We start from the raw sequence: 20,357 nt of genomic DNA, 5'->3' as shown, positions 1-20,357 counted from the left end.
GCTCAGCCGTCGAGCGGCGACGCGGCGAGCATCTCCTCGAGCAACGGCTGCGAGCGGTCGAGGTCGTCCGGCGTCTTGATCGGGAAGAAGCGACCACGCGGCCCCGTACGCGGCACCTCGAGGAAGGTCGTCGGGACGAACGACGAGAGCTCGTGGTACAGCCGCTCGAGCTGGACGGCGGTCCGGCCCTCGACGTCCTTCTCGACGTACAGCCACGTCAACGCGTACGCCTCGTCGAAGACGGCGAGGTCGAACGTGGCCGTGTTCGTGTTGAAGACGTCGATACGGCCCTGGTCGAAGGTCGCCGGAAACCGTGGGCCCTCCAGGAGCATCAGGCGACCGCCCACGCGGGCGGGCGCACCGCCCATGTCGCCCTCCTTGCGCGCCACCTCGGACGTCATCGCAGCGCCCGCGACCAGGTGCGCGCCGATCACATCGGGATCGAGCCTGGCGCCGAGGTTGTCGACGTTCGAGACGATCACGACGGCGACGCCGCGGTCGCGCAACGACGCGACCGCGCCCTGGGCGCCGAGCGCCTCGACGAGGTCGCCGTGCCCCGGGGCGTACGGCGACGGCAGCCCGTCGTCCGTGCGGAAGAGCGATCCATCCGGCTCGAGACGCAGCGAGACGGACTGCGAGAACCAGATCGGCTCGGGAACGTCGAGGCCGTGCACGTGCTCCCGCGTCTGCTCGTCGGTGGAGAAGCTCGTCATCACCGCGGTCGGGATCTCGACGCCGAGCTCGGCGCCCAGGCGGGCGGTCTCGCCGAGCTTCCACGAGAGGAAGCTCCGGCCACGGTGCGCCTCGACGACGCCCTTCACGACGCCGCCGAAGCGCGTCGCCATCCCTCCCGCGAGCACGACCGACGCGACGCGACCCGAGCGCAGCGCTTCCAGGCCTACGGCCCGTGCCTCCTCGTGCGCCCGCGTGCCCGGCTCGGCGAGCCGGACGACGTCTCCCTCGCCCGGCGGCTCGACGACGCCCGGCACGACGTTGGATGCCGGGGAGAGCTCGCCGGAGGCGACACGCGCGCGGAGCTCCTCGAAGCCCGCTGCGTCGAAGCCGTAGCGCTCGAGCAGTGCCCGCGTGGCCGGGTCGAGGTCGTCGAGCACGCTCATGGCCGGGCGCGCGAGAGCTGGCGCGGGAGGCTCTCGGTGTACGGTGGACGGTGCACACCCTCTTCCGTGACGATCGCGTGCACGAGCTCGGCGGGGGTGACGTCGAAGGCGGGGTTGACGGCGGGGAACCTGGCCGTGACCTCCGCCGGATCGCGTTCCTCGATCGGGATCCCGTCGCCGGACTCGAGCGACGGGTCGAGCGTCGTCGTCGGCGCGACGACGACGAACGGGACGGCATGTCGGGCGGCGAGCACGCCGAGCGCGTACGTCCCGATCTTGTTCGCCGTGTCCCCGTTGCCCGCGATCCGGTCCGCCCCGGTCACGACGAGGTCGACACGACCGCGCGCCATCAGCGCGCCGGCCGCCGCGTCCACGAGCACCGTGTGGGGGATCCCGAGCTGATCGAGCTCCCACGCCGTGAGACGCGCTCCCTGCAGCAGCGGCCGCGTCTCGTCGACCCAGACGTGCTCGACGAGCCCCTGTTCCCACGCCGCCCGGATCGCGCCGACGGCCGTGCCGTAGCCGCCGGTGGCGAGCGCGCCCGCGTTGCAGTGGGTCAGCACGCGGGCCGCCGTGGGCACGAGCGTCGCCGCGTGCCGCGCCATCCGCCGACAGCGGTCGACTTCGTCGTCGTGGATCCGCGCCGCCCGTGCGGGAGTCGGGTCGGGCCGCATCTCGTCGAGTGCCCATCGCAGGTTCACCGCCGTCGGACGACTCCCGGCGAGCACCGCGTACGCCGCGTCGAGGTCGTCGCCACGACGAGCGGCGAGTGCGAGCCCGTACGCGGCCGCGATGCCGATCGCGGGCGCACCGCGCACCGCGAGCGCATGGATCGCCCGCGCGACGTCCTCCGGTGTCTCGCAGCGCAGCTCGACCTCGGCGTCGGGCAGGCGCCGCTGGTCGAGGACGACGACGGCGTCCCGCTCGAGACGGATGATCCGGTGTGGCTCGAGATCGCCCACGGCATCGCTCCGAGCAGGGCGCCGCCCGTCGTGGGCGGCACCCCTGCGCCCGCTCTCTACGTCCCTTCGTCCCAGCTCGTCAGGTAGCGCTGCTGCTCGTCGGTCAGCCGATCGATCGCGACGCCCATCGTCTCGAGCTTCAGGCGGGCGATCTCGTCGTCGATCTCCGTCGGCACGACGTACACGCGCCGCTCGAGCTCGCCTGCGTGCTGCACCACGTACTCGGCGGACAGCGCCTGGTTCGCGAACGACATGTCCATGACGAGCGCCGGATGGCCTTCGGCGGCCGAGATGTTGACGAGCCGTCCCTCCGCCAGGAGGTACAGGCGGCGCCCGTCGGCCAGCGTGAACTCGTCGACGAACTGCCGGGCCTCCCGCGTCTCGGTCGCGAGCTCGCGGAGCGCCGGAATGTCGATCTCGACGTTGAAGTGGCCGGTGTTCGAGAGGATCGCCCCGTCCTTCATCCGCTCGAGGTGCTCGCGGGCGATCACGTGCTTGTCGCCGGTCGCCGTGCAGAAGATGTCGCCGACCTCGGCGGCACGGGCCATGGGCAGGATCTCGAAGCCGTCCATCAGCGCCTCGAGCGCCCGCATCGGATCGACCTCGGTGACGATCACGTGCGCCCCGAGCCCACGCGCGCGCATCGCGACGCCGCGCCCGACCCACCCGTAGCCGGCGACGACGAACCGCTTGCCGGCGAGCAGGACGTTCGTCGCCCGCACGATGCCGTCGATCGTCGACTGACCGGTCCCGTAGCGGTTGTCGAACAGGTGCTTCGTCCGGGCCTCGTTCACCGCGACCACCGGGAACCCGAGCTTCCCTTCGCGCTCGAGCGCCTTCAGGCGGATCACGCCGGTCGTCGTCTCCTCCGTGCCCGCGATCACGTCGCCGAGCTGCTCGCGCCGGTGGGCGTGCAGCACACCGATGACGTCGGCGCCGTCGTCCATCGTGATGTGCGGCCGGTGGTCGACGGCGGCCTCGATGTGGCGGTAGTAGGTGTCGTTGTCCTCGCCCTTGATCGCATAGACGCTGCACCCGTATTCGTCGACGAGTGCCGCGGCGACGTCGTCCTGGGTCGAGAGCGGGTTCGACGCGCAGAGGACGACGTCCGCGCCGCCCGCCTGCAGGGTGCGCATGAGGTTCGCGGTCTCCGTCGTGACGTGCAGGCATGCCGAGACGCGGTACCCGGCGAGCGGCTGCTCCTGCTGGAACCGCTCACGGATCGCCGCGAGCACCGGCATCTGCCGGTCGGCCCACTCGATGCGACGGACGCCCTCCGCCGCGAGAGCGAGGTCCCTGACGTCGAAGCGCTTGGTCGTAGCCATGGAAAGCCTTCCTGCTCGGTGATGTCGGGGTTCGTGGTTCGCACGCGAGCGTCGCCGACGTTGCCCCGGCGACGGTCGCGGCCGAGTCTACCGGCCGCCCCTGGATGGCCCTACGCGGCGAACCGCACGCCGCCGCCGAGGAGCGAGGGCACCTCACCGGCGGCGACGGGGCGCGAGAACAGGTAGCCCTGCCCGAGCTCGCACCCGAGCTCGCGAAGGCGTTCGCGCTGCTCCTCGTGCTCGATGCCCTCTGCGACGGTCTTCAGGTCGAGGGAGCGGGCCAGCGTCACGATCGCCTCGACGAGGCGGGCGCGGCGCGGGTCGACGACCTCGTCGACGAACTCCTTCGCGATCTTCAGCTCGTCCACCGGGAACCGCTGCAGGTACCCGAGCGACGAGAAGCCGGTGCCGAAGTCGTCGATCGCGATCCGGATGCCGAGCTCCCGGAGCTCGGCGAGGCGCGCGCTCACTCCCTCGACGTCCTCGAGCAGCGTGCTCTCGGTGATCTCGAGCACGAGGTCGGTCGGCTCGACGCCGGTGTCAACGAGGATCCGCAGGACGTCCTCGCGGAAGCTCGGCTGCAGCACCTGGCGCGCCGAGAGGTTGACGTTCGCCGAGAGACGGGCCCGACCGGGGATCGAGACCTGCCAGTGCCGCAGGTCATGACACGCCTGTCTGATGACCCAGCGGCCGATGTCGTTGATCAGCCCGGTCTCCTCGGCGAGGGGGACGAACTCCGCAGGCGAGATCGGCCCGCGCGCCGGGTGCGTCCACCGGAGCAGTGCCTCGAGGGCGACGGTCTCGGCGTCCTGGAGGTCGACGAGCGGCTGGTACACGAGGGTCAGCTCGTCGGCGGCGAAAGCGCGCGCGAGGTCGCTCTTGAGCTCGAGTCGGGTGATCGCAGCCTTGTGCATCTGCGGCTCGAAGAGCTGGTAGCCGTGACCTCCGCGGCGTTTCGCCCAGTACATGGCGACGTCGGCGTTTCGGAGCAGCTCGTCGGGAGTCTGCCCCGGCTGGGCGACGGCGATCCCGATGCTCGATCGGATGTGGACGACGGTCTCCCCGAGCGTGATCGGGCGGGCGAGATCCTCGAGCAGCCGCTCGGCTGCCCGTCCCGCGCCCTCCGCGCCATGCGCATCCTCCAGGAGGAGCGCGAACTCGTCGCCGCCGAGACGTGCAGGCGTGTCCGCGGAGCGCAGTCCGTGTCGCAGGCGCTCTCCGATCTCGACGAGCAGCTCGTCACCGGCCGAGTGGCCGAGGCTGTCGTTGATCGTCTTGAAGTCGTCGATGTCGAGGAAGAGCAGAGTCACGTCGGCGCCCGAGCGCTTCGATCGCTCGAGCGCATGCGCGACGCGGTCGACGAGGAGCACGCGGTTGGGCAGTCCCGTGAGCGCGTCGTGGAACGCCTGGTGCGTGAGCCGGTCCTGCAGCTGACGACGGTCGGTGACGTCGTGCGCCGTGAGGACGATCCCCTTCACCGACGGATCCCCGCGCAGGTCGCTGATCACGCACTCGACCGCCCGCTGGGAGCCGTCCGCGTGCATCAGGTGGAGCTCGGCCTCGAGCACCCCCTGCGGGGCGGCCCCGTCGGCGAGGTGACGGTGGACGTCGGGAAGCTCCGCAGGGTCGAGCAGCGAGGCGAAGCTCGTGCCGACGAGACTCGACGGCTCGTATCCCAACATCGTCCGGACCGAAGGCGTCACGTAGCGAACGACGAGGTCCTGCTCGAGCACGGCGATGATGTCGGTCGAGTTCTGGACGAGCGTGCGGAACCGGGCCTCGCTGCGACGCTCGGCCTGGTCCTCGACGAGCTCGACGCTCTCGAGGGCGAGCGCCGTCTGGGATGCGAGCGTCGCGAGCCCCTGGTGCACGTGCCAGGCGAGCGGCTTCACCCCGGTGACGCGGATCACCCCGCGCAGGCGGTCACGTTGGACGACGGGCGCCACGAACGTCTTCGCCGTCCCGAGGCGTCCGAGCGACCCTCGGCGGCGGATCTCTCCCCGGATCTCGATCGCGATCTCCCCGCCGCCCACGACGACTGCGTCCTCGAGCGCGAGGTCGGGTCGGGCGGAGAGCTCGACGGCGACGAACGCCTCTCGACGTCCACCGCTGAGCTTCTGCGCAGTCTCCAGGGCGACGGCCCGGATCTCGTCACGCGACTGCGCCCCGACGAGGGTCGCAGCGCCCAGCTGGAGGACGTCCGCTCGCGTCACCGACCGCTCGATCGAGACGACGACCGTGCCGAGCCGGGCACTCACGAGCAGCAGCACGAGGATCACGGCTCCGACGGCGACGGACGACAGGCTTCCCGCACCGTGGACCGTTCCGGCGACGACGGTGCCCACGGTCGCGAGGACCGCACACCCGAGCAGGGCGATCCGGCGCCTGATCGGCCACGACTCCGGCTCCTCGACGAGGCGGGTCAGCTGCAGCATCGACGGGTCGAGGGCGGCCCCGGCCCAGAGGAGCGGGACGGCCAGACGGACGACGTCGATCGCGCCGCCTGGCGCATACCAGCCGTCCATGCGCGCGACGACGTAGAGGCCGTCTCCGACGACCAGGAGGCCGACGGCGGCCGCGATGAAGGCGTTCGCCGTGACCGCGAGCCCCGTGGTGACGACGAGACGGACGACCAACCCGATCAGACCGATACCGACGACGACGAACGCCGCCGACACCGCCTTCGCCTCCGGCGAGAGCGCCCCGTCGGAGGCGACGGGCTCGAGGGCGACGGCCCACAAGACCGAGCCGAGCCCGACCGCGACAACCGCTGCGTCGAGGATCGCACCCCAGTCGTGAGCGGGGGTCCGCCGCCGCACGAAGACGACGAGACCGGCTGCGAAGAGCGGATAGGCGGCCAGCCGGAGGAAGTCGGACGCCCACGGATACGTGACGTCGAGCGCCCCGCCCTCCCCCACGAGGAACGACAGCTCGGCGGCGGCGACCAGCCCTATGGCGCAGGCGATGAAGTACCACGGCTTCCGCTCGCGCGTGCGGTTGAGCCTGACTCCGGCGACGACTGCGCCCGCGGCGAGGATCCAGCCGCCGACGAGCCACATGCCCCAGAGACGGTCGTTCCTCTCGATCGCGACGGACGACGCGAGGACGCCGGAGATGCCGAGCAGGATCCAGTGGACTGGACGCATAGAGGGAGATATCGGCGGCAGCGCCGACGAGAATTAGGGCTCGGAGCGCCCGTATCGATCCTCGAGACGCACCACGTCGTCGAGGTGCGGCGTCGAGACCTCGAGGACGAGGGTGTCCTCGATCGCCGTGATCCGATGCACCGTGCCCGGCCGGTAGCGGAAGGCGTCGCCCGGCCCGATCTCGATCGTCTCCCGCTCGCCGTCGAGCGCCCCGAGCTCGAGCGTCGCCCGGCCCTCCCGGACGAGCCAGGACTCGTCCTTGACGCGGTGGAACTGCAGGCTCAGCGCGTGCCCCGCGCGGACGAACAGGAGCTTCCCCACGTACGCCTCCGCCTCGGCCCACACGAGCTCCCAGCCCCAGGGCTTCTCGACGTGCCGCGGCTCGAACCGGTACGCGCTCACGAGAAGCGGACGGCCTCCGCCGGGATCTCGATGCCGGCCCCGACCCGCAACCCGTGGTCGAGCTGGTTGGCGGGACCGATCACCGACTCCGGCCCCACGACGGCGAGGCCCCTCACCGTGCAGTCGGCGCCGACGGACGCGTCCTGGCCGACGATCGACCCGATCACCGACGTCCGCTCCTCGACGATCGTTCGCGCGCCGACGACGGCGTTCTCGACGACCGAGTCCGGGCCGAGCCGCGCACCCGCCCCGATCGCCGCGAGGCTCCCGACTCGTGCGCCCGCGTCGATCACGACGTTCGGCCCGACGACGACCGGTGGGACGAGCCGCGCGCCGGGGTCGACCCGGGCGCTGGGGTCGACGAGCATGTAGTCGCTTCCGAGCTGCTCGCCGAGCTCGGTGCGGAACGAGCGCTCGAGCACGTCTCGATGCGCCTGCAGGTACGTGGACGGCGTCCCGACGTCGAGCCAGTAGCCGGGGAGCGCCAGCCCGAACACCTCTCCACGCTCACAGAGCTGCGGGAACACCTCGCGCTCGATCGAGACGGCACGGCCCTCGGGCACGAGGTCGAGGACGTCCGGCTCGAGGACGTAGAGGCCGGCGTTGATGAGATTCGTGTCGATGTCCTCCGGGCGGGGCTTCTCGAGGAACTGCCGCACGCGTCCGTCGCCGGCGAGGCGGACGAGCCCGTAGCGACTCGGGTCGGCGACCGGCGTGAGCAGGATCGTCGCGCGGGCACCCGTCTCGCGGTGGAAGCGGACGAGCTCGTCGAGGTCCGCCTCGCGCAGGGAGTCGCCGTTGAGCGCGAAGAACGGCCCGTCGAGCCCGGCGGCCGCGTAGCGGATCCCCCCGGCCGTCCCGAGGGGCTCGCCCTCGACCGCGTACGAGAGCGCCAGCTCGCCGTACGCGGATCCGAAGTGCGTCTCGATCTGCGTCGGCAGGTAGCCGCACGACACGATCGCCTTCGTCACACCGTGTCTTCGCAGGTGCTCGAACGTGTACGCGAGGAGCGGCCGATCGACGAGGCTCAGCATGTCCTTGCGCGTCCGCTCGGTGAGCGGACGCAGCCGCGTGCCCTGCCCGCCGACGAGGATGACGGCCGGGAGGCTCAGGCCACGACCTCGCCGTCGTGATCGCGTCCGATGCTCATCCCGCTCCGCGGCCGATGCCCTCGTAGGCGAACCCGGCTGCACGGAGGGCGTCGCGATCGAGCATGTTCCGGCCGTCGACGAACAGCCGTCGGCGCATCGACGCGCCGAGCGCCCCCCAGTCGAGCTCCGCCAGCTCGGGCCACTCCGTCACGAGCACGGCGGCGTCCGCACCCGCGACCGCCGCCGCGACCGTGTCCACGTGCGTGACGCCGTGGAGCTCGTCGGAGGTCGCGACCGGGTCCCAGACCCGGACGTCCGCCCCCTCCGCGAGGAGCCGTCCTGCCAACACGAGGCTCGGGGCCTCGCGGATGTCGTCGGTATTCGGCTTGAACGCGAGACCGAGCAGCGCGATCGTCGTCCCGCGCAACGTCCCGAGGTGGTGCCGGAGCTTGCCCACGACGCGCCGCTTCTGCAGCTCGTTGACCTCGATCACGGCGTTCAGGAGCTGGAAGTGGTACCCGGAGTTCGCCGCCAGCTGCTTCAGCGCGAGCGAGTCCTTGGGGAAGCAGCTCCCGCCGAAGCCGACGCCCGCGCGCAGGAACGCCGGCCCGATGCGGTGGTCGAGGCCGATCCCCTCGGCCACCTTGACGACGTCGGCCCCGGTCGCCTCGCATACGTTCGCGATCTCGTTGATGAACGAGATCCGCGTCATGAGGGCCGCGTTCGCGGCGAGCTTGATCATCTCCGCGGAGGCGACGTCGCTGCGGACGATCGGCGCGTCGATCCCCGCATGGAGCGCTGCGACGAGGTCACCGTCGGCGGCGTCGAACTCGCCGATCACGATCCGGTCGGGGCGCATGAAGTCGCGTACCGCCGTCCCCTCGGCGGTGAACTCGGGGTTCGACACGTAGCCGACGGCGCCCATGCCCCGCGCGTCGAGGCGATCTCTCACCCGCTCGCCGGTGCCCACGGGAACGGTGCTCTTCATCACGACGACCAGACGCTCGCCGACGACCGGGAGCTCGTCCACGACCGTCCACACGGCGCTCAGGTCCGCGTCGCCCGAGTACGTCGACGGAGTGCCCACGGCCACGTAGACGACCTCTGCGCCGTCGACCGCGTCGGCGACCTCCGTCGTGAACCGGAGCCGGTCGCGGTTGCGTGCGAGGAGCTCGTCGAGCCCGGGCTCGTAGATGGGGACCTCGCCGCGCTGGAGCGCCGCGATGCGGTCGGGCAGCACGTCGCGGACCGTCACCCGGTGACCGAGCTCGGCGAAGCATGCGCCGGTGACGAGGCCGACGTAGCCGGCACCGAAGACCGCGATCCGCCGGGGCTCCCCGCTCATGCCGCGTCGGAGGATACGTGGGGCGCTCGGGTCGTCAAACCGCGAACCGAGACCGGCGCTCAGCGCTTGACCGCGCCGACCGGGCGCAGGCCCTTCGCGATCGCGATCATCGTCTCGTTCGAGAGCTTGTCGAGGAGCGTGTTGACGACCCAGTAGCTCGCGTCCTTCGTCCGGAGCACGACCATGTGGAGGCGCGGGCCGTCGTAGTACAGCTCGTACCGCCGTCCCCCGAGGTTCCGTGTCATCGTGCGCCCCTTGAGCACCGGCGCGTCGTCGAACGAGGTCTGCTGGACGCCCCAGTACTCGTTCGTCCCGCCGAGCTTGTAGGTGAGCCTGACGGCCTTGTGCTCTCGGCCCTCGTCGATCCAGTAGAAGCGCACGGGCCGCTCGCGGTCGATCCACGACGACCGCTCGATCACCGTCGGCACCATCAGCTTGAAGGGGACACGATCCCGGAGCGCCTTGAGCTCGTCGTACGCGGCGCTCGCCCCGGACGTGACGTTGGCCTTCTGCCGCTCGGGGGTCTTGTCCGTCGGCGCCGAGGCGAGCCGCCCGTGGAACGTCTGGCCGACGACGGCGACGAGCATGGCGCCGTTGGAGAGCGTCCGGATCCCCGACGGGACGCGCTTCACGTCGGCGGAGCCGAAGAGCGCGGCGACCTTGCGCGCCGCGGGGAGCGCGCCCGACGCCTTCGGGTTGTAGTAGACGACCGAGCGGAAGTAGTCGAAGTTCGGGGCGTTCGCAGGAACGCCGTTCGGCGGCAGCACCGTCTTGTAGCCGCGCTGACCGAGCAGGTAGTTCGCCGTCGAGGCCGCGCCCGACACGCCGTTCCCGTTGAGGACGGTGACCGTCGTCTGCCCCGGGCGCAGCGTCGTCGTCTTCAGCTTCTCGCCGAGCGCGACCGCCGTCGCCTTGCGCGGTGAGTCGACGTCGGGCTTCGCGAACTCGTCGACCGCGCGGTTGAGGTTCTCCTGCGAGATCGTGAGGTCGTTGAACCCCTCGATCCCCTCCAGCCGCGTCTGGAAGACGTGACCCGGCGGCAGCGAGTAGGCGAGCAGCGCGTACGAGAGCACGGTCTTCGCGTCGACGTCCTTCCCGCCGCCGCGCCCGACCTCGACGTTGTTGGTGATCACCTTGATCACCTTGGGAAGCGTCAGCGGCGTGAAGCTCGACTCGATCTGGTCCTTGAAGGCGCGGACGAACTGCTGCTGGCGCACGTTCCGGAACAGGTCGGAGTCGGTGTGGCGGAACCGGACGTAGTCGAGCGCCTTCAGGCCCGTCAGGAGCTGGTAGCCGGGCTGCAGGTTGATCTTCGCGTAGCCGCTCGGGCCGCCGCGGTCGTTGAAGTAGCGGCGGTCGACGTCCATCCAGACGCCGCCGAGCTTGTCGACGAGCTGCCGGAAGCCGCGGAAGTTGACCGTGATCAGGTAGTTCACCGGGACACCGGTCAGCGCCTTGATCGTCTCGAGCGTGCCCTTCTCTCCGCACGTCGCATAGGCGGCGTTGATCTTCGAGACGAACGAGCCCTGCCCTGGGCACCGGATCTCGACGCTCAGGTCGCGGGGGAAGGACAGCAGGCTGATCGTCTTCGCGCCCGGGTCGGCACGGACGAGCATCACGGTGTCGGAGCGCGACGGCGTCCCCTTCGCCTCGCTCGCACGGCGGTCGTAGCCGATCACGAGCGCGGTCGCCGGCTGACCGGGCAGCGGCACGTCGAGCCGCTTCGCCGCGACGCGGACGCCCTCGCTGCGCGGGGCGACCGCCGCCACCGACTCGTGGAGGTACAGGTAGGCGCCGCCCCCGACGCCGGCGATGCACATCGCGAGCACGAAGCCGGCCCAGCCGAGCACGCGGAGCGCGACGTGCGCGCCTCCACGGCGCGGCGGCGGGGCCTGGCGGTAGAGCGAGACGGGCGCCAGCGGCGCCGGAGGGACGGCGGCGTGACCGTTGCCGTTGTGGCCGTGAGCTCGGCCGACTCCTCGCTTCAGTGTCGTCTTCATGCAGCGTTGGCCGGACGCGCGCCCGACCCGACCGCCGAGGATAGCGGAGCGCCCGGCGCCGTCACCCGGTGTCGACGCATCGCAACGACAGCTTCACGATCGGGGTTCGCGTTCCTGTGCGCCGGCCCCGATGCGCCGGAGCGCCCCTCCGAGCGCCTCCATCTCCTCCGGCGTGCCGGCCGTGATCCGGAGGGCGCCCGGGGCACCGAACGGCGCCATCGGTCGCACGATCACCCCTTCGCGGAGCAAGGCCGCGTCGAGCGCGGAGGCGTCGCCCACGTCGACGAAGACGAAGTTCGCGACCGCGGGGCCGGCGGGGGTGAACCCGGCGTCCGCGAGGACGCGGTGCAGCGCCGTCATCGCCTCCCGGTTGACCGCGCGACGCCGCGCGAGCTCGGCCGTGTCGTCGAGGCTCGCGAGTGCCGCCTCCTGGGCCGGCGTCCCGACGTCGAACGGGCGGCGGACCTTGCCGATCGCCGTGATCACGGGCTCCGGGCCGACGCCGTAGCCGACGCGCAGGCCCGCGAGGCCGTAGATCTTCGAGAACGTGCGCAGCACGAGCACCTGGCGACCGCGCTTCGCGTACTCGGCGATCGCGTCCGGGTACGCGGGATCGTCGATGTACTCGAAGTACGCCTGGTCGACGACGGTCAGCACGTGGTCGGGGACGCGGTCGAAGTAGCTGTCGAGCTCCGCGCGCGACGTCATCGTCCCGGTCGGGTTGTTCGGCGTCGCGATGAAGACGAGCTTCGTCCTCGCGGTGATCGCCCCGAGGAGGGCGTCGAGGTCGAAGCGGTCGTCGCGGAGCGGGACGCGCACCGGGACGGCGCCGAGCTTCAGGGGATCGATGACGTAGCTGACGAAGGACGGCCAGCCGGTGACGACCTCGTCTCCGACGTCGAGCGTCGCCTGGCAGATGCACCCGATCACCGCATCCGCCCCCGCGCACACGGCGACCTCCTCGAGCCGCACGTCGTGGAGCTCGGAGAGCGCCGCGCGGAGGCGGTAGCACCCCCCGTCCGGGTACCTGTTGAGCTCTGCCGTCGCCCGCTCGATCGCGGCGGCCGCGGCCGGGAACGGCCCGAACGGCCCCTCGTTCGACGCGAGCTTGACGACGCGCTCGAGCCCGAGCTCGCGCTGCACCTCTTCCACCGGCTTGCCGGGCTCGTACGGGACGAGGCCGTCGAGGGCGTGGCGCAGCACCCCGGAGGGGACGTCGCCCGAGACCGGGCTCACGCGCCGACGGGCACTGCGGGCTCGTCGACGTGGACGACCGGCGGCTCCGGCGCGGGAGGCGACTCGGGCTCGCCGTGCCCCCAGTCGCCGCCGCTCCCGCCACGTCGCCGCAGCAGCAGCCAGGCGATCGCGAGCACGACGAGGCCGAGGACGGTGACGGCGAGCGCCGTCACGACGGCGGGATGACGAATGACGCGAGGCCCGAGCAGGTCGAGGCCGATGACGCCGACCGCTGCGATCGCGTGATCCGACCGCCGAAGGCGTCGCCGGAGCAACCACCAGACGACCCACGCGGGGAGTGCTCTGCGAGACACGGAAGCCACCGCCCTCCTACCCTACTACCTCTGCGCCCCTCCGGGCGCTCTGCGCCCCTCTGGGCGACGGCTCGCTCACCTTCGCTTCGGCGGCAGATGGATCGCACGCCCGAGCGCGACGAGGCCCGCTTCCTTGACGGCCTCGGACAGCGTCGGGTGAGGAGCGATCCCGTCCGCGACCGTCTCGACCGTCGCCTCCGCGTCGAGGGCGACGACCCCCGCCTCGATCAGGTCGGTCGCGTGCGGCCCGACGATCACGAGCCCGAGGAGCTCGCCGTAGGTCGTCTCGTGGATCGACTTCACCCACCCCGCGGTCTCCCCGGACATCACCGCGCGCGCGTTCGCGAGCCACGGGAACTGCCCGACGGCCACGTTCTCGCCGTGGATCTCTCGTGCCTGTCGCTCGGTGAGCCCGACACCCGCGATCTCCGGGTCCGTGAAGATCGGCCTCGGCACGGCCGGGTCGCCGAGGCGGCTGTCGTGACCCAACGCGTTCTCGGCGGCGATCTCGCCCTCGCGGAACGCGGTGTGTGCGAGCTGCCATCGCCCGGCCACGTCTCCGACGGCGAACACGTGCGGGAGCGACGTCCGCATCGTGTCGTCGGAGGCGATCCCGGTGCGCGGATCGGCCGCGAGCCCGAGCGCCTCGAGCCCGAGGTCCTGCACGACCGGCGCACGGCCGACCGAGACCAGCATGAGGTCGCACTCGACCGTCGTCCCCTCGCCCACGTGCACGACGAGGTGCGATCCCAGGTCGTCCACGGCGGTGCACTGGGAGCCGAGGTGGAGCTCGATCCCGCGGCGCTTGAACTGCTTGGCGAGCTCCTTGGCCGCGTCGTCGTCCTCCTGCGGGATCAGCGTGTCCAGCATCTCGACGATCGTCACCTTCGACCCGAACCGGTCGAAGATCGACGCGAACTCGCACCCGATGATCCCACCACCGAGGACGACGAGCCGCTGCGGCAGCTCCGTCTGCGCCAGCAGGCCGGTCGAGTCGACGCAGCGGGCGGAGTCGAGGCCCGGGATCGGCGGGCGCATCGGGGAGGACCCCGTCGCGACGATCGCCGAGCGGAACGTGATCTCCTCGCCGCCTTCCACCGCGAGCGTGTTCGGGCCGGTGAAGCGACCGTGGCCGTTCGCCCACGTGACCCCGAAGGCCTTGAAGAGGGCCGCGACGCCGCCCGTCATCTGCGTGACGACGCCGTCCTTCCAGGCCGCGGCCGCCGCGAAGTCGAGGTGCGGCTCCTGGGTGACGACGCCGAGCTTCGCGTTCACGTGCCGGGCGGCATGGAGCGCATGCGCCGTCTGCACCCACGCCTTCGTGGGGACGCACCCGACGCGGAGGCACGTGCCCCCGAGCGCCGGCTCGCGTTCGACGCAGACGACGTTCGCCCCGAGCTGGGCGGCCCGAATCGCCGCCGTGTACCCGCCAGGGCCGCCGCCGAGGACGACGACGTCACACTCCATGTCCCTTCACCCCTTCGATTCGCTCGACCCGGGCGATGCTACCCGCCGCCCTCGGCCGGCGGGCCGCCACCGGTGAGCGTCAGGCGCATCGTCAGCCAGTCGTCGTGCTCGGCCACGGGCTCGAACCCGCGGCGCTCGTAGACGTCGATCGCACCCGCGTTGCGGCGGTCGACGCAGAGCGAGACCGCCGGATGGCCGTCGGCGCGCGCCCGCTCGAGGAGTGCGGCGAGCAGCGCGCCGCCGATGCCGCGGCCGCGCCGGCTCGGCACGACGGCGATCGCCAGCTCCGGCGTCGCCTCGTCGACGAAGCCGTACCCGGGCCGCTCGCGCGTGAAGAGCCGGTACCACGCTGCGCCGACGGGAAACCCGTCCTCGATCGCGACCACCGCGGTGTCGCCCGGGCGCCCCCACGCCTTCGCGTAGAGCTGTACGGGCCCGGGCCCTGCGCCGGGCGAGCGCTCCTTCCAGTAGTAGGCGTGGTGGAGCATGTCCCGGAGGAAACGGACGTCCTGGACGCCACCTGCCCGCAGGACGACGTCCACGGCCGACCTCAGAGCGCCAGCGCCGGGTGCTCGACGAGGCCGACGAGGGTCTGGAGGAACTCCGCGCCGTCGGCGCCGTCGATCGCCCGGTGGTCGCACGTCAGCGTGAGCTCGGTGACGGGTGCGATGTCGATGGCGCCGTCCACCACCACCGGCTGGTCGGTGACGGCCCCCACCGCGAGGATCGCCACCTGCGGCGGGTTGAGGACGGCGACGAAGCGCTCCACGCCGTACATCCCGAGGTTCGAGATCGAGAACGTCCCACCCTCGAGGTCCTGCAGCGTCAGCTTGCCCTCACGGGCCCGACCGACGAGGTCGGCCCGCACACGGGCGATCTCCTGGATCGTCAGTCGCTCCGCACCGCGGATCACGGGGACGACGAGCCCGTTGGGCGCGGCGACGGCGACACCGACGTCGGCCGATGCGAACCGATGGATCTCGTCCTCGACGAAGGTCGCGTTGACCGCCGGGTGGCGGACGAGCGAGGCGGCGACGAGCTTGACGACGACGTCGTTCACCGTCGGCTTCACGTCGCCCTCCGTGAGCCGCTCGACCAGCCGCTCGCGCAGCGCCAGCACCTCCGTCATGTCCGCGGAGACGCCGAGCTGGAAGACGGGGGCGGACCACGCCTCGGTGAGACGGCGCGCGATCGTCTTGCGGACCGACGTGAGCTGGACGACCTCGACCTCGGCCTGGATGGCGCCGGTCGGCATGGGGATCGTCGGGGCCGCGGCCCCGACGGCCGCCTGCTCGACGTCTCCCGCCACGATCCTGCCCTCGGGCCCGGTGCCCTGGACGGCGGCGAGGTCGACGCCGCGCTCCCGGGCGATGCGCCGGGCGAGCGGCGACGCCTTCACGCGACCGTCGGTCCGACGGGGCTCCCCGGGGCCGGGCACCGGGCGCGCGACGGCAGGCGGGGCCGCCGTGCCCGCGGGCGACGCCGGCTCGGCAACCGGCTCCGGCTCCGGCTCCGCGGCAGGCTCCGGCTCCGCGGCAGGCTCCGACGCCGCAGCGGTCTCCGGCTCCGCGGCGACCTCCGCCGTGCCAGACGCCGGCCCGATCACGGCGATCGGCTCCCCGACGTCCACCTCGCCCTCCGAGACGAGGATCGTGAGGAGCACGCCGTCGAGCTCCGCTTCGACCTCCTGGGTCACCTTGTCGGTGTCGAGCTCGTAGAGCGGCTCGCCCGCACGGACGGCGTCGCCCTCTCGCTTCAGCCAGCGGACGATCGTCCCCGACTCCATCCCCTGCCCGAGACGCGGGAGGGTGATCTCCGTCGGGGCCGCTACCGCCACGCCGCTCCCGCGCCGGGTGCGTGTCGTTCCCGGGGGCCCGTCGCGACGGTGCACGCCCGCGACGGCACCGTCGACAGCGACTCTCCGTCGACCTGCGTCATGCGCGTCATTATGCTGACGCCGTCGTGAAGCTCGTGGATCAATGGGTGACGATCGAGACGAACCTCCCGCGCGAGTGGGAGGACATCCGCCTGACGCTGACGACGGAGCAGCCCAACGAGCTCGCGCGTGCCGCACAGGTGCTCAGCCCGATGAACCCGGGACGCGTCGGCGACGCCCTCGTCTTCCACGTCCGGCGCGCGGGCGGTGCAGCTGGGCCGGAAGCGGCGCGCCGCCTCTTCTCGCGGATCGACGCCGACCGCGTCTGGTGCCTGCTCACGCCCGGCGAGACGAATCTCGTCGCCCCGGTCGCGTCCGACGTCGGGCAGGGCGTTGCGGAGCAATGGGACGCTCTGCTCGCGACGCTCCCGCGCGACTGGAGCGACCTGCTCTGCGAGCTCCGCATCGAGTCGAGCGAGCTCCTGCCCGTCGCGTCGCTCCGCTGCGCGCCGCTCAATCCGACGCGCGAGCCGGGCGTCGTCGGGTTCGTGTTCCGGTGCGCCCGTGTCGCCGGCTACGGCGTGTCGCCCGCGATGGCTCGGCGCTGCTTCGAGCGCCTCGACGACGACGGCATCGGCGGGGCCGTCCGGCTCCGGCGCCTGCTCTCGGAGACGGGCCACGTCGCGACCCAGGGCCCCGTCTGGGTCGTCGACGGGCGCAACCTCTAGCGCGCCGCTGCCGCTACCCACGGAGCCGAGCCGCGAAGCGCTCGGCGAGCGACGCCACGATGCGATCACGGAGCGCGTTCGCCTCGTCGTCGTCGATCGTGCGCTCCGACGACTGGAAGACGAGGTGGAGGGCGACGGACTTCTCCCCCGGACCGACCTGCGCCCCGTGGTAGACGTCGAAGACGCGCGCCTCGCGGAGCTCCGTGCCACCGGCCTCCCGGGCCGCGGCGACGATCGCGCCCGCCTCGACCTCCTGGCTCACGACGACCGCGATGTCCTGGCGGTTGGCGGGGTAGGTGACGACGTCCACGTAGAGGATGCGCTCGGGAACGGGGTCGAGCAGGTCCTGGACGTCGAGCTCGAACACCCCCCACGCTCCCTCGAGGAGCGCCGGATGGAGCTCGCCGAACCAGCCGCCGTCGAACACGGCCGCCTTGCCGGGATGGAGGGACGGCGTCGTCGTGCGCCGTGGCTCGAGCGGCAGGTGGAGAGCGGCGGAGAGCGCCTCGACCGCCGTGCGGGCGCCGTCGTAGCCGCGATCGGTGATGCCGCCGAGACGCCACCGCTCGTCGGGGAGGCCGTCGCCGGCGGGGAGGTAGACCCGCGCGAGCTCGAACAGGGCGATCTGCTCGTTCCCCGCGTCGACGTTGACCCGGGCCGCGTCGACGAGGCCGTGCAGGAGCGTCGTGCGCAGGACGGCGTGATCGCCGCTCATCGGGTCGGGGAGCCGGAGCGCCTCGGGGTCGGGGTCCGTCGGCGTCAGGCTCCAGGTGTAGGCCTCGGAGAACCCGGCGCCGACGAGGACGTCCTCGAGGAGCCGCCGGAGGCGCTGCCCCGACGTGAGATGGCCGGCGACGGCGCGCCGGAGCGGCAGCGTGGCCGGGACACGGTCGAGGACGACGCGAGCGACCTCCTCGACGAGGTCGATCTCGCGGGCCACGTCGCGCGCCCGCCACGTCGGCACGGTGACCGTCCACTCGTCGCCGATCGTGTACCCGAGCCGCTCGAGGATCGCGCGCTGCTCCTCGTCCTCGACCTCGAGGCCGATCACGCGGCGCGCGCGCTCCGGCCGCAGCGTCACCACTGGGCGCTCCGGGAGGCCCGGATGGACGTCGACCGAGCCGACCAGCTCTGCTCCGGCGAGGTCGACGAGGAGGCGGCTGGCGAGCACGGCCGCGGGCTCGGCGAGGTGTGGGTCGACGCCCTTCTCCCACCGGTTCGACCCGTCGGTGCGGAGCGCGAGCCGCTCCGAGGTGCGGAGGATCCCGATCGGCTCGAAGTTGGCGGCCTCCAGGAGGACCTCCGTCGTCTCCTCGCCCACCTCCGACTCGAGCCCGCCCATGATCGCCCCGAGCGCGACCGACCGCTCGCCGTCCGTGATCATGAGGTCGCTCGGGTCGAGCCGCCGCAGCGTGCCGTCGAGCGTCCGGAGCTCCTCCCCGGCGTGGGCGCGGCGTACGACGATCCTCCCGCCGGCGAGCTTCCCACGGTCGAACGCGTGCAGCGGGCTGCCCCAGACCTGCATCACGTAGTTCGTGACGTCGACGACGTTGGAGATCGACCGCATGCCCGCGAGGTGCAGCCGGCTGCGCAGCCACTGCGGCGAGGGCCCGACGGCGACGTCGCGGAAGACGCGGCCGATGTACCGCGGGCAGCCGTGCGGGTCGTCGACGACCACGTCGACGATCTCCGGGTGGCGGATCGCGGGATCCTCGGGCGTCGGAGGATGGAGGTCGCCCCCGGTCAGCGCCGCCACCTCCCGCGCGAGCCCGACCAGCGACAGCAGGTCGACCCGGTTCATGGTCGGCGTCACGTCGAGCACCTGGTCGTGGACGGGGAGCACGTCGGCGAGCGGCGTGCCCGGCTCGATGCCGTCGGGGAGCAGCATGATGCCCGCGTGGTCGACGCCGAGCCCGATCTCGTCCTCGGCCAGGATCATCCCGCGCGAGAGCTGGCCGCGGAGCTCGCGCTCCTCGAGCGGGCCGGGGAAGCCGGGGAGCTGCACGCCCGGGAGCCCCACGGCGACGGTCGCCCCGACGTCGAAGTTCCAGGCGCCGCACACGATCTGCTGCGGCTCGGGGTTGCCGACGTCGACCTGGCAGAGCTGGAGCCGGTCGGCGTTCGGGTGGCGCTCTGCAGCCACGACCCGGCCGACGACCAGGAGCCCGAGGTTGCCCTCGACGTCGGGCACCCCCGCCTCGATCACGCGGTCGACCTCGAGTGCGGAGATCGAGAGACGGCGCGCGATCTCGTGCGCGGACGCCGACGTCGTCACGTACTCGCGGAGCCAGGACAGGGGCGCGCGCATCAGAACTGCCTCGTGAACCGGAGGTCGTTGCGCCAGAGCTCGCGGAGATCGGGGAACTCGTGGCGGAGCATGGCGATCCGCTCGAGGCCCCAGCCGAACGCGAACCCGGTGTACCGCTCGGGGTCGTAGCCGACGAACTCGAAGACGGCCGGATCGACCATGCCGGCACCCCCGACCTCGATCCAGCCGGAGTGGCGGCACACCGTGCAGCCGGCTCCGTCGCAGACGTGGCACGAGACGTATGCCTCGATCGACGGCTCGGTGAAGGGGAAGTAGTGGGTGCGGAACTCCGTCCCCCGATCGGCGCCGAAGAGCGCCCGGAGCAGGAAGTCGAGCGTCCCGGTGAGGTCGCCGAGCGTGATCCCCTCGTCGACGGCGAGCCCCTCGACCTGGTGGAAGATCGGGGAGTGTGTGGCGTCGGGCGTGTCACGGCGATACACGCGCCCGAGCGAGACCATGTAGATCGGAGGCTGCTCCGCCTCCATCGTGCGGACCTGCGAGGGCGAGGTCTCGGTGCGCAGGACGCGCTGCTCGTCGAGGAACAGCGAGTGCAAGGGCGAGCGCGCCGGATGCCCGGCCGGGAAGTTGAGCCCGTCGAAGTTGTAGCGCGTCGTCTCCACCTCTCGACCGTCGACGACGCGGTAGCCGAGGCCGAGGAAGACGTCCTCGACCTCGCGTCGGATCTGCGTGATCAGGTGCAGTCGGCCCCGTCGATACGCGTCGACGGGGAGCGTCACGTCCACCTGCTCCCCGGTCAGGCGTCGGTCCAGCTCGGCGCGCTCGAGCTCTGCCGTGCGGCTCTCGACCGCCTGCTCGATCGTGACGCGGGCCGCGTTCAGCGCGATCCCCGTCTCGCGGTCGCGGACCTCGCGCAGGGCGAGCTTGAGGGCGCTCTTGCGCCCGAGGTAGTCGACGCGCACGACGTCGATCTCGTCGACCGACGACGCCGCCGCGACCGCGGCGAGCGCCTCGCGCTGCAGCGCTTCGACATCCATGGCCCGCGAGGGTACCTCCTCCGCGCGCAGGCCGGACGGCGCCT

At 72.1% G+C, this 20,357-nt stretch carries 16 protein-coding genes; 1 reads left to right on the top strand and 15 read right to left on the bottom strand.

The features are described from left to right. Positions 1 to 2: 2 nt before the first annotated feature. The 13 genes from AC162C_RS06775 to AC162C_RS06715 all read right to left on the bottom strand — a co-directional run bounded on the left by AC162C_RS06775 (position 3) and on the right by AC162C_RS06715 (position 16,243). Positions 3 to 1,118, bottom strand: coding sequence for a UTP--glucose-1-phosphate uridylyltransferase (locus AC162C_RS06775; RefSeq protein WP_484096891.1), 1,116 nt, complete (start codon positions 1,116 to 1,118; stop codon positions 3 to 5). Further along, positions 1,115 to 2,080, bottom strand: coding sequence for an S-methyl-5-thioribose-1-phosphate isomerase (gene mtnA / locus AC162C_RS06770; protein ID WP_484096890.1), 966 nt, complete (start codon positions 2,078 to 2,080; stop codon positions 1,115 to 1,117). The genes AC162C_RS06775 and mtnA overlap by 4 nt, the downstream gene beginning before the upstream one ends. 56 nt (positions 2,081 to 2,136) lie before the next feature. After that, on the bottom strand, positions 2,137 to 3,405 hold the full coding sequence (gene ahcY / locus AC162C_RS06765) for an adenosylhomocysteinase (protein WP_484096889.1): 1,269 nt from the start codon (positions 3,403 to 3,405) through the stop codon (positions 2,137 to 2,139). A gap of 110 nt (positions 3,406 to 3,515) precedes the next feature. Continuing rightward, complete coding sequence (locus AC162C_RS06760; RefSeq protein WP_484096888.1) at positions 3,516 to 6,551, bottom strand: putative bifunctional diguanylate cyclase/phosphodiesterase; 3,036 nt, start codon at positions 6,549 to 6,551, stop codon at positions 3,516 to 3,518. 33 nt (positions 6,552 to 6,584) lie between these two features. Continuing rightward, positions 6,585 to 6,953: a cupin domain-containing protein gene (locus AC162C_RS06755; RefSeq protein WP_462973481.1), complete on the bottom strand. Its 369-nt coding sequence runs from the start codon at positions 6,951 to 6,953 to the stop codon at positions 6,585 to 6,587. Next, positions 6,950 to 8,146: a sugar phosphate nucleotidyltransferase gene (locus tag AC162C_RS06750; RefSeq protein ID WP_484096887.1), complete on the bottom strand. Its 1,197-nt coding sequence runs from the start codon at positions 8,144 to 8,146 to the stop codon at positions 6,950 to 6,952. Before AC162C_RS06750 ends, AC162C_RS06755 begins: the two co-directional genes overlap by 4 nt. Further along, positions 8,100 to 9,389 (bottom strand): UDP-glucose dehydrogenase family protein, encoded by a 1,290-nt coding sequence (locus tag AC162C_RS06745; RefSeq protein WP_484096886.1) that lies wholly within the window; start codon positions 9,387 to 9,389, stop codon positions 8,100 to 8,102. The genes AC162C_RS06750 and AC162C_RS06745 overlap by 47 nt, the downstream gene beginning before the upstream one ends. Before the next feature lie 59 nt (positions 9,390 to 9,448). Continuing rightward, on the bottom strand, positions 9,449 to 11,389 hold the full coding sequence (locus AC162C_RS06740) for an LCP family protein (RefSeq protein ID WP_484096885.1): 1,941 nt from the start codon (positions 11,387 to 11,389) through the stop codon (positions 9,449 to 9,451). 93 nt (positions 11,390 to 11,482) lie between these two features. Beyond that, positions 11,483 to 12,625, bottom strand: coding sequence for a histidinol-phosphate transaminase (gene hisC / locus AC162C_RS06735; RefSeq protein WP_484096884.1), 1,143 nt, complete (start codon positions 12,623 to 12,625; stop codon positions 11,483 to 11,485). After that, the gene (locus AC162C_RS06730) at positions 12,622 to 12,948 is read right to left on the bottom strand and encodes a hypothetical protein (RefSeq protein ID WP_484096883.1); all 327 of its coding nucleotides are present in this window, start codon (positions 12,946 to 12,948) and stop codon (positions 12,622 to 12,624) included. Before AC162C_RS06730 ends, hisC begins: the two co-directional genes overlap by 4 nt. Before the next feature lie 66 nt (positions 12,949 to 13,014). Further along, positions 13,015 to 14,406, bottom strand: coding sequence for a dihydrolipoyl dehydrogenase (lpdA, locus tag AC162C_RS06725; RefSeq protein ID WP_484096882.1), 1,392 nt, complete (start codon positions 14,404 to 14,406; stop codon positions 13,015 to 13,017). Between the two features lie 38 nt (positions 14,407 to 14,444). Further along, positions 14,445 to 14,948 (bottom strand): N-acetyltransferase family protein, encoded by a 504-nt coding sequence (locus tag AC162C_RS06720; RefSeq protein WP_484096881.1) that lies wholly within the window; start codon positions 14,946 to 14,948, stop codon positions 14,445 to 14,447. A gap of 8 nt (positions 14,949 to 14,956) precedes the next feature. Further along, positions 14,957 to 16,243, bottom strand: coding sequence for a dihydrolipoamide acetyltransferase family protein (locus tag AC162C_RS06715; RefSeq protein ID WP_484096880.1), 1,287 nt, complete (start codon positions 16,241 to 16,243; stop codon positions 14,957 to 14,959). A 125-nt stretch (positions 16,244 to 16,368) separates the two neighbouring features. Here AC162C_RS06715 and AC162C_RS06710 point away from each other — a divergent pair, with 125 nt between their 5' ends. Continuing rightward, positions 16,369 to 17,010: a hypothetical protein gene (locus AC162C_RS06710; protein WP_484096879.1), complete on the top strand. Its 642-nt coding sequence runs from the start codon at positions 16,369 to 16,371 to the stop codon at positions 17,008 to 17,010. Positions 17,011 to 17,023: 13 nt separating this feature from the next. On the opposite strand, the gene pheT is transcribed toward AC162C_RS06710, so the two are convergent. Continuing rightward, entirely contained in the window at positions 17,024 to 19,318 is a 2,295-nt protein-coding gene (gene pheT, locus AC162C_RS06705) for a phenylalanine--tRNA ligase subunit beta (protein WP_484096878.1), read from the bottom strand. Further along, a complete protein-coding gene (gene pheS / locus AC162C_RS06700) occupies positions 19,318 to 20,313 on the bottom strand; it encodes a phenylalanine--tRNA ligase subunit alpha (RefSeq protein ID WP_462973470.1) in 996 nt (331 codons plus the stop codon). Before pheS ends, pheT begins: the two co-directional genes overlap by 1 nt. Between the last annotated feature and the right edge of the window lie 44 nt (positions 20,314 to 20,357).

This window comes from Gaiella sp., from assembly GCF_057140465.1.
This window is presented reverse-complemented; position numbering and strand designations above follow the sequence as displayed.

Excerpts from the sequence above, each read along its gene's own strand:
- AC162C_RS06775 (WP_484096891.1), bottom strand. The coding sequence starts at position 1,118 with ATGAGCGTGCTCGACGACCTCGACCCGGCCACGCGGGCACTGCTCGAG.
- ahcY (WP_484096889.1), bottom strand. The coding sequence starts at position 3,405 with ATGGCTACGACCAAGCGCTTCGACGTCAGGGACCTCGCTCTCGCGGCG.
- AC162C_RS06760 (WP_484096888.1), bottom strand. The coding sequence starts at position 6,551 with ATGCGTCCAGTCCACTGGATCCTGCTCGGCATCTCCGGCGTCCTCGCG.
- AC162C_RS06745 (WP_484096886.1), bottom strand. The coding sequence starts at position 9,389 with ATGAGCGGGGAGCCCCGGCGGATCGCGGTCTTCGGTGCCGGCTACGTC.
- AC162C_RS06740 (WP_484096885.1), bottom strand. The coding sequence starts at position 11,389 with ATGAAGACGACACTGAAGCGAGGAGTCGGCCGAGCTCACGGCCACAAC.
- lpdA (WP_484096882.1), bottom strand. The coding sequence starts at position 14,406 with ATGGAGTGTGACGTCGTCGTCCTCGGCGGCGGCCCTGGCGGGTACACG.
- pheT (WP_484096878.1), bottom strand. The coding sequence starts at position 19,318 with ATGCGCGCGCCCCTGTCCTGGCTCCGCGAGTACGTGACGACGTCGGCG.
- pheS (WP_462973470.1), bottom strand. The coding sequence starts at position 20,313 with ATGGATGTCGAAGCGCTGCAGCGCGAGGCGCTCGCCGCGGTCGCGGCG.